Annotated in this window: 9 protein-coding genes; 4 read left to right on the forward strand and 5 right to left on the reverse strand. The window is 60.1% G+C overall.

Annotated elements, in window-relative coordinates; all coding sequences use genetic code 11:
- Positions 1-50: 50 nt before the first annotated feature.
- On the reverse strand, positions 51-6680 hold the full coding sequence (pulA, locus tag EYB53_RS12860; RefSeq protein ID WP_135478582.1) for a pullulanase-type alpha-1,6-glucosidase: 6630 nt from the start codon (positions 6678-6680) through the stop codon (positions 51-53).
- A 1205-nt stretch (positions 6681-7885) separates the two neighbouring features.
- Between pulA and EYB53_RS12865 the strand changes: the two genes are divergently transcribed.
- From EYB53_RS12865 to EYB53_RS12875, 3 genes are all read left to right on the forward strand, one after another.
- The gene (locus EYB53_RS12865) at positions 7886-8113 is read left to right on the forward strand and encodes a DUF2281 domain-containing protein (RefSeq protein WP_097651237.1); all 228 of its coding nucleotides are present in this window, start codon (positions 7886-7888) and stop codon (positions 8111-8113) included.
- Positions 8110-8511, forward strand: a complete 402-nt coding sequence (locus EYB53_RS12870) for a type II toxin-antitoxin system VapC family toxin (RefSeq protein WP_135478583.1) — start codon at positions 8110-8112, stop codon at positions 8509-8511. Before EYB53_RS12865 ends, EYB53_RS12870 begins: the two co-directional genes overlap by 4 nt.
- A 71-nt stretch (positions 8512-8582) precedes the next feature.
- Positions 8583-8738 carry a hypothetical protein gene (locus EYB53_RS12875; protein ID WP_167857383.1) on the forward strand — a complete coding sequence of 52 codons (156 nt, stop codon included), beginning with the start codon at positions 8583-8585 and terminating at the stop codon, positions 8736-8738.
- Between the two features lie 176 nt (positions 8739-8914).
- Here EYB53_RS12875 and EYB53_RS12880 read toward each other — a convergent pair whose 3' ends face one another.
- Entirely contained in the window at positions 8915-9262 is a 348-nt protein-coding gene (locus EYB53_RS12880; RefSeq protein ID WP_135478584.1) for a type II toxin-antitoxin system PemK/MazF family toxin, read from the reverse strand.
- A complete protein-coding gene (locus tag EYB53_RS12885; RefSeq protein ID WP_135478585.1) occupies positions 9252-9518 on the reverse strand; it encodes a DUF8778 family protein in 267 nt (88 codons plus the stop codon). Before EYB53_RS12885 ends, EYB53_RS12880 begins: the two co-directional genes overlap by 11 nt.
- 239 nt (positions 9519-9757) lie before the next feature.
- Here EYB53_RS12885 and EYB53_RS12890 point away from each other — a divergent pair, with 239 nt between their 5' ends.
- The gene (locus tag EYB53_RS12890; protein ID WP_097653625.1) at positions 9758-9979 is read left to right on the forward strand and encodes a hypothetical protein; all 222 of its coding nucleotides are present in this window, start codon (positions 9758-9760) and stop codon (positions 9977-9979) included.
- 85 nt (positions 9980-10064) lie between these two features.
- On the opposite strand, the gene EYB53_RS12895 is transcribed toward EYB53_RS12890, so the two are convergent.
- Positions 10065-12119, reverse strand: coding sequence for a hypothetical protein (locus tag EYB53_RS12895; protein WP_135478586.1), 2055 nt, complete (start codon positions 12117-12119; stop codon positions 10065-10067).
- Positions 12120-12124: 5 nt separating this feature from the next.
- On the reverse strand, positions 12125-12793 hold the full coding sequence (locus EYB53_RS12900) for a nitroreductase family protein (protein WP_135478587.1): 669 nt from the start codon (positions 12791-12793) through the stop codon (positions 12125-12127).
- Positions 12794-13070 lie beyond the last annotated feature (277 nt).

A 13070-nucleotide genomic window follows, 5' to 3' on the forward strand; every position in this document is an offset into this window, starting at 1 on the left:
CCTGGCTTTAGGCTGTGAACCATTTACCAGGCTCAGGAGGTTGGGTGCGTTTACCGTCCGGCGATGGGCATGAAGATCTGCGTGCGTTCGTCGGTGAAGACGACCGTGGCGCGGCCCGGTACCGCGAAGGTGCCCGTGGCCGGGTCAAAGCTGGCACTGCGCACCACCGTATCAACCGATGTGCCCTGGATCGGGTGCAGGCGTAGCTGCGCGTCTCTGAGCGTTTCAGCGGTGAAGCTGACTGGCTCGGGGGCTGCGTTGAAGAGCACGACGATCTGCTCGCGCTGCGGATCAAGGTCACGCGCACCGTTGTCGGTGATCCGCATCACGATCAGGCCCGGGATCTGGTCGGCCCCGGTGTTCATAAAGCTGACCTGGGCGATCACTTCTTCGGCGGTGCGCAGGCGGAAGAGCGGTGAGCTCTTGCGGATCTGCAACATCTCGCGGAAGTGGTAGTGACCAAGGTCAAGCTCGGCCCGTCCCGGCTTGATCTCCTCGCGCACGAGCACCGAGCGCAGGACGCCCCAGTTGTTGTTGTTCTCGCCCTGGGGCGGCAGACCCGAACCCCAACCATGCTCGTTGCGCATCCAATCGATGCGGTTGAACCAGTCGCCCGAGTCGTAGCTGTTGCGGTCACCCGACTTCGAGCGCAGCAGATCCTGGCCCGCCTGGAAGAAGGGGATGCCCTGACCTAGCATCGCTACACTAACCCCCAGGTTGTGCATACGCACCCGGTCGGCTAGGGTCGCCGCCGCTGGGGCTTTCAACTGCACCGCGTCGAAGAGGGTCTCGTTGTCGTGGGCCTCGACGTAAGTGATCACCTCTTGTGGATCAAGCGTGTAGCCGCCCGGCGCACCGTTGTAGGTCACGTCTTCACCGTTGACGACCCGCCCGGTGCGGTTTTCCAGCGGGAAGAAGGCTAGATTGCCGGTCAAGCCTACGCGAATCAGGTCAGTCGCGTCCAGCAGGTTGTTGCGCTGATCGGCTTCGCTGCCCTGGTTCAGGTCGTTCGGGTCGGTGAAGAGTCCGGTCGCGAAGCCCTGGCGTCTGGCACCCTCGCCACTGTCGAAGGGGCCACCCCCGCGTACAGCGTCACGTAGGCGATCCGAGAAGGTGGCGATCCCGGTACCAGCCATGTTGCGCTGGGTCGCGTTGATGCCACGCCGCCCGTCGGCCACCTCGCCAAAGTTCCAGCCCTCGCCATAGAGCATAATCTTTGCACCGTCCACGCCGTCCTTCGCAAGCGTGAGGGCATCAAGGGCCGCCCGTACGTTGAGCATGTTCTCGCGAGTGTGGTGGCCCATTAGGTCGAAGCGGAAGCCGTCCACTTTGTACTCGCGTGCCCAGAGCACGAGCGATTCGATCATGAGCCGTTCCATCATGGCGTGCTCGGTGGCCGTATTCGGACAGCAGGTGCTGGTTTCAACCACGCCGTCGGCATTCAGGCGATGGTAATAGCCGGGGACGACGCGATCAAGCACTGACTTTTCGGCCTGACCGGCGGCGTTGGTATGGTTGTAGACCACATCCATCACGACGCGCAACCCGTTCTCGTTCAGCGCCTGGACCATCTCGCGGAACTCGAGGATGCGGGGCGTACCGTTCGGGTCGGTGCTGTAGCTGCCCTCGGGCACGTTGTAGTGGAAGGGATCGTAGCCCCAGTTGAAACCGTCGAGATTGCGCACCTCGTTGCTGATGCGCTGCTGCTCTTCGCTGTCGGGTGACAGGGCACGCAACTCGGGGAAGCGGTCGAGCAACTCGGTGCGGGCGGTGCGATCCTCGTTGATGGTCGCAATGTCAAAGACTGGCAGCAAGTGGATGTGGGTCAGGCCATCCTCGGCCAGTTCGCGCAGGTGGCGCATGCCGTTGCTGTTGCGCTGCGTGAAGGCTTTGAACGTCCCGCGTTGAAGCAACGGTACGCTTTCGTCGGTGATGCTAAAGTCGCGCACATGCAACTCGTAGAGCACCACGTCCTCGAAGGCTTCGAGCGTGGGCTTGGCGGTCGCATCCCATCCACTCGGCTTGAGCGCCGCGTTGTTCAGGTTGACAATCTGGCTGCGTGTGCTATTGGTCGCCAGACTGATCGCGTAGGGATCGGTGACCTGATTGATTTCGACTTGGCCGGTACTCGGCACAAAGACGTTCACCTCATAGAGGTAGAACTGGTCTTCGCGAGTGGTCGGCAGCTCAATACTCCAACTGCCCGACGCGTCGTCGTGGGTCATAGCGAGGCGCTCGGGCGTGGTCACGACCGCCGTGTCAAAGAGCAGCAGGTTGACCTCCTGCGCCGTCGGTGCCCAGAGCCGCAGCGTGATGGCCTGGGCCAGTTCGAGCGCGCCGTAGTTCACGCCCATGGACAGCGCGGCGGCGGCCTGGGCATAGAGATCGTCGAGCACACCCGGGATCTGCACCCCGGTAACTTCGATCAGGCCGAGTTGGTCGTTGCGCGCCGAAACCCAGACCTGGCCGCGCAGAATGGCTTTGATCTGGTCGGCACTCAGGCTATGGGTGAGGCGGGCATGGTCATTGCCGGCGAGATGCGGGAACTTTGTGGCGACCGCACCAGTCAGGCCACTGCCAGCCAGGGTCAGCGGCACACTCGTGCCCCCCTGCACGGCACCATCAACCACACTCATGCCTCCGTTGGGGGCATAGTGCAGCGCGTACTCGACCTGGCTACTGGCTAGGATCGGCCAGGCCAGCGTATTCTGGCTCACCCAGTGGGCGCGTTGTTTGCTCACGGCATTGCCCTGGCCCAGCGTACACCCGGCCTCCACCGGCACGATGTAGGGGTAACTACCGGGCATATTCTGCAGCACCCAGATCTCATGACCAGTGCCATTCAGATCGAGAAACTGATCGGTCTCCTGATCCTTTTCGTTGCCACGGTGGAGGATGTAGGCCCAGCGTGGCGCATCAGGTTCGAGTTCAACCTGGAAACCAATCCCGAAGCTATCCTGGGGCAGATTGGGCTTGAAGGGCGTTTCCCAGGCGGGGTTAGGCGTCAAGGTTCCAGCCCAGAGATGCAGGCCCCAGAAGTCGTTGAAGTTGGTGCTGGTAAAGTCACCATAGTCACCAGCCGGGCGATGGTAGCGCAACGTCGCCACATTCAGCGCCTGGCTCAGCGAGCGATTGTTCGCCTCGTCGCCACTGTTGACCCAGAGCGCAGGCTGCGCGGACGGGATGAAGGTGCGGTCAGGCTCGGTATCCTTGACCCCGTTGTTCATCACGATCACGCCAACCTGTTTGGTTGCGTCGGTCAACTGGATCCGCACAAAGCGCCCAAAATCGTCGGTACCGGTAAAGGGCCGGTTGGCGGGCCATGCGGTCTGTTCGCTCGGGTCAACCCCATCGCCAAAGACATAGACGCCCCAGCCGTCGTAGATGCCATCGGGGCGATTGTAATGCACCGTGATAAAGCCCTGGGCTTCGGCCTGCGACGCATAGATCGCTGCATCGCCACCCTTCAGGAAGATCTGCGGATTCTCTTGAGGAATGAAGCTGCGGTCGCCGCCGGGGTCACGCGTATCGGGCACACTATCACCGCCGGGTTGGTGGACAATGAAGTTGACCGGCTTGGTCGGGTCTTTCAGGCGTACCCAGGCAAAGGCACCATAGTCAGTACGCCCCAGGAACGGCTTGGGCTCATTCCAGTCGGTCGCTTCTTCATCAGCAATCGCATCGCCCCAGAGGTGCAGACCCCAATCGTCGTAGTTGCCATCCTCGCGGTAGTAGTGGATGACGGCAAACTCGTACTCCACTGTACACACCGGGGGAACACCCAGGGTCACGATGCTGGTAGCCGAATTGAAGTTGCCCTCGGCCCCAAGCAAGTCGGTCACGACAGCCTTGAAGGTGAGTTCAGCCCCGGCAGGCAAGCCCTGCGGATCGAAGAAGACCCGGTACGGCGCATTGGTATCAGTGCCCAGATGCTGGAACGGTGCCCCGTCGACGCTGACTGCAAACGAGACTTCGGCAAAGGCGTTCCCAGCGACACTGGCGGCCACCTCTATCAGGCCTGTCCCGAGCACAACCGTGCCACTGACCGGCCCCGTGAGGCTGATCGCCGGACCAATTGGCGCAGCCGTGGGCGCTAGATTCGCCACCGGCTCGCTCTGCTGCTGATAGACAACCACACTCAGGGCGGGTACCGTAAGTTGCATCCGCCCATTGGCCCCGGTCACCACCGCGCCTTCAGCCCCATAGATCGCCGCAAAGGTCGTATCGGCGGCAAAGGTGGGAATGGTCACGGTGCGCTCCGTCGTCGCATTATTGGCCGCGACGACATACTCGACCTGCTGCTCACGGTCAATGCGCGAGAAGGCATAGACACCGCTGGCGTCGCCTTCAGCCAGACGCTCGATCTGGGCACCAACCTGCAACGCCGGATGCGCCGTGCGCAGGGCGGCCAGGTCGGTCAGACCAAGGTAAAGCGGGTGGGTCGGGTCAAAGTTGTCGTCGGCGGTGGTCTTATCCGTACCGATCAGGTCTTCGGCATTATAGCTTGCCACCTGGCTCGGGAACATATTCTGGCGAGCATCCTTATCGTTGCCATCGTCGTTCCCGGTGAAGCCTTGCTCGTCGCCGTAGTAGATGATCGGTACGCCACGGGCGGTGAACATCACCCCATAACCAAGCAGAATCCGCTTGACGCGCAGCTCATCATCGGGATCCTGCGGTGTGCGCAGCCGATTGCCAAGGCGGCCCACATCGTGGTTACCGAGGAAGGTCGGCAGATTGTAGGCATTCTGCTCGGCAGTCGTGTAGAAGTCATCACCCCGGAAGAGACCCTGGAGCCGCCCGGGGCCGGCGCTGGTGGTGGCAAAATCGCCGACCGAATAATTGAAGTCGAAGTCAAGAATGGCTGGGAATTCACCTTCGCGGGTGAAGCGGCTAAGCACGGCGGGATTGCCATCAAAGACCTCGCCGAAGATGAAGAACTCGGGCTTGCCCTCAGCGGCGGCATGGGCGCGGATCGCCGGCACAAACTGCTGCCAGAACTCCATATTGACGTGCTTGACCGTATCCACGCGGAAGCCATCAATGCCGAACTCGCTGATCCAGAACTTGTGGATATCAACCATGCCCTGAACAACCTCGGGGCGTTCGGTGAAGAGCCCATCGAGGCCAACGAAGTCGCCGTAGAGGTCGCCCTCAGAGCCATCAAAGGCCGCGTTCCCGCGGTTATGGTACATCGTCGGGTCATTGAGCCAACTCGGCGTCTTGGCCGTCGCATCAGCGGGATCGGGGAAGAAAGGCCGACGCGGGAAACTGAAGCGATTCATCGTGGGGAAGCGCTCGGCAAAGAGAAAGTCCCGGTCATCGAAGATATTGCCACCCGCATCGCGATAGGGGGCGGCGGCCCGCGACACATAGGTTGTATTGCCGTCTTCGGGCACAATCACATCGGCGGTATGGTTGGTAATAATGTCGAAGAAGACCCGCATGCCACGGCCCTGAGCCGCCTCGACAAAGGCCGTCATTTCGGCATTGGTGCCGAAATGGGGGGCGATCTGCGTAAAGTCCAGCGGCCAGTAGCCATGATACCCCGCCGAACAATCGTCAATCGAAGGCTCCTTGGTGCGATCACACTGAACCGGCTTATTCTTGAACATCGGCGTCATCCAGATCGCAGTCACCCCAAGATTCTGGATGTAATCCAGGTTGGCCTGGAGCCCGGCCAGATCGCCGCCGTGGTAATAGCCCTTATTGGTGGGCAAAAAGCCGGTTTGAAGCGGATCGTCACCGGCGATACCGCCGCGATCATTGGACGGCTCACCATTGGCAAAGCGGTCGGGCATCACAAAATAGAAGATCTCGCCCTGGTTGATGGGATCACTGACCGGCGGCTGGATCAAGGCGGCGTCTTCGGCAGGCGGCGGCGGCGGTGGCGTCGTCGCAATAACCTCGACGCCCACCGTATTATCGGCGGTATCAAAGCTAAAGACCACTTCAGCGGTATCTTCGCCCACCGTGAAGGGCACATTATTGCCGTTATCACCATAGTTCGGATTGCCCCAATCCTCGTTGGTCGCAACCTTGAACTCGTAATTGCCGGCAGGAATGGCTTCACTGCGGAAGGTATAGACGCCATCAGCGTCCACATCGCTCATCAGCGTGCGCAGACAATCGGCCAGCCAATCGCCAGAACAGCCAAGTTCGCTATTGAAATCACCAGGGACGGTATAGATCGTATTGGCGAAGCTATTGGCGATGTAGTGGGTCTTGTGGTCATAGAAAAACCTGACCGAGGTTGTCGTGGTCAGGTTCAGAGTAAAATTGGGGCCATTTTGCTGGAAATCACTGCCGTAGTTCTGGTCCCACGCGCCATTGAGCGCGATCTTGAACTCGTAATTGCCTGCTGGGATCGGGCCAAGGGTGCGCGCCCAGACCTCGTTGCCCTGATCTTGCAGGTCGTTACCCTCGGGGGGCGTCGGGGTAACTGGCGTGACTCCGGGGTTCGTCGTACACCCGGGTTCCCAGTCACCGCCAGCGTTGCTGCTCGTAGCCGTGCAGCCAAGTTCGCTATTAAAACTCCCAGGAACCGTCACACGAGTAGGGGCAGCGGTGTGGTCAGCCAGGGTGAGGGGCGTCGCTGCCCCGGGGATCCCAAGCATGCTGAACAGGAGGGCAAACGCACAGAGGATCTGCACGGCCCGCCATGGCGTCCGATGTCGCATAGGTCGCTCCTTACAAAAAAACTTCAGCCCAACCGGGACGCAACAGCGCAATCCCGGAGACAGAAAGACGTGGCTGAAGAATGTACGGGCCGTAGCCCGCCCCCAACGCTGGGGAGATCAAACGTTCTGTGGAGGATGCTGGATAGTTGCATTAGGAATTATATGGCTTATCGTAGGAGCTTGTCAAGCAACAGCCGTGGGCGGCTAGGGCTGTTGCATCATACGAAATCGGATACAACGGGGCACCCGCAAGGGGTGCCCGTACCAGCGCAAGGCCGCATCCGGCGTAGGGGCACCCCTTGCGGGTGCCCTTGCGGGTGCCCTTGCGGGTGCCCTCGCGGGTGCCTTGGCGGCGTGCCTACACGGAAGATGCAATCGCCCTAGTAGGCGGCATCGGGCCATTGCAGCTTCTTCCGTCAGCGTAAACGGCTCGACTTTTGTTTTGACGCAAAGGCGCAAAGACGCAAAGATTGGAGCGTAGGAGCGCTCACCCTTCGCGCCTTCGCGCCTTCACGTGAGCTTCTGTGCATGCTCTTGGAGTCGCATGCGCCGCGTAGCACGATGAACGCAGCGTATTCGCGGCGTAGCATAGACAAGACCATTTCGGTGGTACAATTACCTCGTAGCACAGGTATAGCGGGTATAGGTGGTAAAAATGCTGTCTAGTTCATGTTCGGCGGCAATGCTTCAATGCCTGCGCAGTCTTCTCCATTGCTCTTCCACGATCTTCCGCGTCCCACGTATAAAGTTGCATCCGCACATGCTTTCATCTACAATGCCTGCGGATAAAGCATAGCGCGTAGCCGCCAGCACAGCGCAGGAGCATCGCACAATGAACGAGCGCAAGAACCCCACCCCAGCCCTCCCAGCAAGCGGGGAGGGAGCAGTCTATCCTCGAAGCGGTGGCCTATCGCGATACCTGGGGCGATAACTGCGCTGCGCGAGCGGGCGATCACATCGCCGTTCGACTTCATCGACTTCTGGGCGGTTGATTTCACCTGGCGCGAGAACAAACCGTTCGAACATCACTGGCAGGACTTCCGCACCCGCAAAGACCGCTCGCTCAAAACCCGCACTGACACCGGCTGGAGCTACGCCGACACGGGCAGTTACTGGATCTGCGTCAAGGTGATCGACGTGTTTGGGGTGGATACGACCACGGTCATCGAGGTACGGGCCTGACTGTGCTTTCAAAGGAGAATCGTATGACCCTTGAAGAAAAAATTCGTGAACTCCCGAACGAGCTTCAGCGCGAAGTCGAAGATTTTGTCGAATTCTTGCTGGTAAAGCAGCGTCGCGCCGAACTTGAGCGCACCGCCATAGCAATGGGTTGGCCGGCCGGCTTCTTTGCCAGAATCGCAGGCTCGATCGACGATCCAACGTTTGTGCGTGGCGATCAAGGCGTAGCTGAAGAACGGCTGCCACTGGAATGATCTACCTGCTCGATACCAACGCCTGTATTCGCTACCTGCGCTCCCCTATATCATCGGTGGCGCAAAAGGTTGCTGCGACATCACCGGACGCGATTGCGATCAGCGCGATTACCGTGGTTGAGCTTGTGCGTGGTGCATACCGCAGCGCCAGGATGCAAGAGAATCTCAACCAGGTTCAAGCTATGGTCGCGCAGTTTATGTGCCTGCCGCTTGATCAAATGGTAGCCACGCATGCCGGAAGAATAGATGCCGAACTGATGGCAGGAGGTCTGCGCATTGGTCCGTATGATACGCTGATCGCTGCGACGGCGTTAGCACACAACCTTACACTGGTTACTCACAATACAGGTGAATTCAGCCGCGTTGTAGGATTACGCCTGGAAGATTGGGAGGCATGAGATGAAATCAATTATCGCCTACCGAACCCGGCGGCGGGACAGATGTTCAAAAGCAATTCGGCGGCAGAGGAATGGCCGCGCTCTATGCCGAACTGCGCCAAGTCAACGACTTTCGCAACACTCGCGTTGCCCACATTGAAACAAAGCTCGATAACGCGGAGGAAGCGTGGAAGGCAATGATCGTCTGGCTGCGCTGCATTGACAAAATGGTCACTATGGCAAGCTAACGCATCATTCCCATATTATCGATGGCATTGCCGCCGAACAAGCGCATGCACCCGACGCCGCTACGCGGGCCCAAGATGCGGTGCGATTTTGAAGGTTGGAATCAACCGGAAAGCAGTTCTGATCTACATGGCGGCGCGGGTGATGCGCAGGCCGTTGGGCGGCAAACAGCGTTCGCCTATAAATCAAGCAGCATCCGGAGCGTTTCTTCAACACGCTCCATGGTGGCGACCGAAATACGCCCCCATGGATCACCTTTGAGGCGATCTTTGGAGATGGATCGCAGGGCATCACACAAAATCAGACTCTGGCTGCTCACGCCTCCTTCCGGAGGAACAAGCGGAATATGTGCCGGAATACGGCGATCGGTGCGCGTTAAAGGAAGGACAAACACTAAGCCTGCCGGCCCATGATTAAAGAGATCGGTCGAAATCACCAGCACGGGTCGTGTGCCCGCTTGTTCGTGCCCACGGATAGGATTCAAATCGGCGAGCCAGATTTCCCCACGCGATGGTTCAGGACTCATGCCACGTCTCCTGTTCGTCGAGCCCATCAAGCAGGGTCGCGTCCCAATCGGCGCTCTCTGCCTCTGCTGCCGCGTGAGCAGCAGGGTCCGATTGTGCGACCGCGTAGGCCGCATTCAACGCTTCGAGAAATTGGCGACGGCGATACTGCGCGAGCGCCTCTTCCAAGACTTGCTGCATGGATGTCCCTGCCTGACGGGCGAGCGTATGCAACAAGGTGCGCGTTTCGGACGAAACTCGGATGGTTGTCGTAGACATGCGCCTTTCTCCTGTAGGTGTAGACGGAAGTATCTACAATAAGTATAACGTATTCTATCTACAGGTGCAACCAGCAACCATACGAGCAGACGCATCAAGCATACGCGATATACTTTACACAACGAACCGCTCTGTCATATAGGAGTAACATATCTGCTTCATGCGTGTCAATCGCAGCCCAACATGGCGCTGTAGCGCGACACCGCTGGCGCGGCCTTGAACCTGGGTGCGATACTTGTATGAGTACCACCGCCTATCTGGCCTTAACCGAAATAAATGAGATTGCCGTGCGCGTGCTGGTGCAGGAACTCGGCATCGCGAACACCGCACGCTTTATCAACCAATTCACACGCGGTGTCGGCGATTCTCTTGCCGAAAAAGATCGCTTGTTTGGTCATATGACCGTGGCCGAGCTTGCTGCAGCAATTCGTCAAACAACAACACCGCCCGGATCAAAATAACCGGAAGGAGATGGAGCGTTGGGCGGCTGCGTAACGGGCTGGGGGCACACAGTGGAGTTCGTGCACCAACGGCGTTACGCATCCATCACAACGCCCCCGGCGGCAATAGGTACCAGAGCACGCGGTTGCCCCACGCCGTCAGGCTTTGCCAGAAGAGCCAGATGAGCAACAGGCTGACGGTAAGCTTGCCCGCTCGACCCCGTTGCCAGAGCCACGCGCACCCAGGGCCGCTCAGCAGTGCAACCAGCGGGGCAATGAAGACCATGTGTTTGTTCCAGAGCCCGAACCATTGCTCGGCAAGCGAGGTGGCGATCAGCAGCGCGGCGTAGCCAAGCCCCAGGTGGGTGATGAAGCGGTTTCGCCAGTTCCAGACCAGCACGATGAGCACAAGCCCGGCGAGCATCACGGGCCAGAGGCGAAAGTGCGCCACGAGATGCGCGGGAAAGCTGTTGATCGGCGTGCCAAAAAAGGTGTCACTGCTGCGCCCGACGCTCCCTTCGCTCGCGATGAGCCCAAGATAGGCCGGGATGGTGCGCTGAATGAGGGTCAGGGTGTAGCTGCGGTAGACGATGACCCAGCCGACCAGAAAGGCCAGGCCGACGGCGGGAAGCAGGATCAGGCCTTGACGCCGCGTGCGGCTTTCGCCCAAGAAAAAGAGGCTGCCTGCAATGGCGATGATGAGAAAGGGGATGAAGGCAAGATGTGTGACGTAGGCAGCGATCGCGATGCCGAGCAGCAGGATGGCGCTGCTCCAGCGAAGCCACGTCTGGCCCTGCGGTGCCGGTTCGAGCGCCCATTGCAGCGCAACCAGGGCCATCAGGGTTAGCCAGATGCCGATGGTGGTCGGGAAGCTGCCGTCGTGAAAAAAGAGGTAGCCGACCGGCAAGCCGGCGTAGATCAGGCCGCCCCAAGCTGCCCCCCAGCGCGGCTGTGGCCCCTGACGCATCAGCGCAAGAAACAAGAGCGGGAAGGTGGCTTCGATCAGGGCGGTGACGATTTTGACGGCTTTGATCAGCTCAAAGGGACTACTCCAGACGACGGTCAGCGGCAAGAGCAGGTAGTAGGTGACGAGGCTGTAGGGCACTGGTTCGCGGGTGCCCCATTCGTACTGTTGCTCGAGCCGCTCACGCACGGCCGCTTCTTGCCCGTCGGCAATCAGCAGCAACTGATTTGCCCGGAGACCGTGGTCAATGTTGATAAACTGCGGGTGCAGCATCCCGGCGAGCCGAAAAACAAAGATGAGCAAGACAGCGAGCCGTACCAGGGTCAGCGCCTGGGCATTGGGGCTTAGTTGGCGCTGGCGGAGAGCGGGGAGACGGAGGATCAGGGCGAGCACAAGGGTATACGCGAGCACCTCAACCAACACGGGCAGCGCCAGGGCGGCCTGTAGGCGCAACGCAATGCTCGTGCTAGCGCCCCCCACGACCAACAGGCCCGCCCCAACACACAGCAACCCACTCAGGCCCAGCGCGATCCGCGTTGCCACCCCGCTGATCCGCAGGGCCAGCAGGCTCAAGAGCGCCACGAGACCGAGTTGCAACGCCATCCCTGAAGGTGGCAGCAGCATCCCTTGTTGGCGTGAGGCAAGCGTCAGTCGGTCGAGCGAGACGCCAAGCAAGCGCGGGTCATCGGCAACCCGAAAACCCGGCACCTCAAGGTTCAACACAAGATCGCCACTGACCCGATCGCTCTGACCCGCTGGCACCAGCAGCCACACCTCTTGCATGCCGTTGCGTACCTGCATCTCGGCAAGCACCTGCGCACCACTGCTCAGGCGTAACACCCGGTCGGGGGGCGCATCAGGAGGGCCAAAAAAGCGCAGACGAACCTCGAAGGGGGCCGAACCAACGCCGGGCACGCGGATCTGCGCCTGCTCGGTCGTCCAGCGCTGAAAGCCAAACGCCCCCGCCTCGGGCGGATAGACGCCACGCAAGCTGAGGGGCGACGGGTTAGCGGCAAGCGACTCGTTGACCGTAACCGGGAACTGATACCCCGCCGCCATCGTCAGCCAGGCCAAGAGTGGCACAACCAGCAGGGCCAACCAGAGCTGATCGATCAGCCTTTTGTGGGAAGAAGAACCGGCTGGCCTGGTTGCCTCCCGCCCACGCACGGCCTGGAGCAACGCGCTTGATCTGCCCATCCAGTTCAGGTTCCCTCGCCAGGCTCGTCAGGCGCACGGCGTTGCTTCCAGCCATTCCAGTGCGTACGTTCGCTGGCCGGGGCACGTTGCGCCGGGCGAAAATCGTCGCCGGTATAGTAGGCCACCGGCAACAGCACCGCCTGCGTCAAATGCGCCGGAAGCCCCAGCAGCGCTGCGACCTCCGCCTCTTCCTGCAAATGCAACGTCGTCCAGACCGCGCCGAGTCCACGGGAGCGCAGGGCCAGCATAAACGACCAGGCCGCTGGCAAGATCGACCCATAGAGCGACGCCTGGGCCGTGACGCCTTGCTGTTCAACGCGCCCCTCATAACAGAAGAGCACCATCACCGGAATTTCATGAAAATGCTCGGCCAGATAGATCGCCGAAGCTTGCAAAGCATTCGTCGGCGTATAACGCCCCCCGTGCGGGCCCTGCGGCGCACCAAAATAGGCCGCAAACGAGCGCCGGTATATCTCGGCGATGCTTTGGCGCAGGGTCGCATCAGTAATCACGACAAAATGCCAACGCTGGCGATCCGACCCGCTCGGCGCCTGAGTCGCGATCTCCAAGCAGCGCTCGATCACCTCAGGTCCAACGGGACGGCTCAGATCAAGCCGTTTGCGCACCGACCGGGTTGTCGTGAGCAAATGATCAATTGTCGCCAGATCAAACATAGCTTCTCTGCAACCTAAATAAAATCACGTCCGGCACTCTTCGACAGACGCGGATCGAGCGTCCCCGCAAACGCCTTCAAACTCTCGGTACCAAGCGCATCGAGTTCATCGTCGGGACACACGCTACGCGCATCTTCAATCAACTGCTAACAAAACTCAGCATAGGTAATCGCCCGCCCGACAACCTACTGCACCACATCCAATGACATAGAGAGCATCCTTTGGGATGGTGTCTAGAGTATACACCATCTTGCGGGAACCCGTGCCAGGGGATGGG

This window comes from Candidatus Chloroploca mongolica (genome assembly GCF_004762035.2).
GTDB classification, from domain to species: domain Bacteria; phylum Chloroflexota; class Chloroflexia; order Chloroflexales; family Chloroflexaceae; genus Chloroploca; species Chloroploca mongolica.

Coding starts and splice junctions, on each gene's coding strand:
- EYB53_RS12870 (WP_135478583.1), top strand. CDS start 8,110: ATGATCTACCTGCTCGATACCAACGCCTGTATTCGCTACCTGCGCTCC.
- EYB53_RS12880 (WP_135478584.1), bottom strand. CDS start 9,262: ATGAGTCCTGAACCATCGCGTGGGGAAATCTGGCTCGCCGATTTGAAT.
- EYB53_RS12900 (WP_135478587.1), bottom strand. CDS start 12,793: ATGTTTGATCTGGCGACAATTGATCATTTGCTCACGACAACCCGGTCG.
- EYB53_RS12875 (WP_167857383.1), top strand. CDS start 8,583: ATGGCCGCGCTCTATGCCGAACTGCGCCAAGTCAACGACTTTCGCAAC.
- EYB53_RS12885 (WP_135478585.1), bottom strand. CDS start 9,518: ATGTCTACGACAACCATCCGAGTTTCGTCCGAAACGCGCACCTTGTTG.
- EYB53_RS12865 (WP_097651237.1), top strand. CDS start 7,886: ATGACCCTTGAAGAAAAAATTCGTGAACTCCCGAACGAGCTTCAGCGC.
- pulA (WP_135478582.1), bottom strand. CDS start 6,680: ATGCGACATCGGACGCCATGGCGGGCCGTGCAGATCCTCTGTGCGTTT.
- EYB53_RS12895 (WP_135478586.1), bottom strand. CDS start 12,119: ATGGGCAGATCAAGCGCGTTGCTCCAGGCCGTGCGTGGGCGGGAGGCA.
- EYB53_RS12890 (WP_097653625.1), top strand. CDS start 9,758: ATGAGTACCACCGCCTATCTGGCCTTAACCGAAATAAATGAGATTGCC.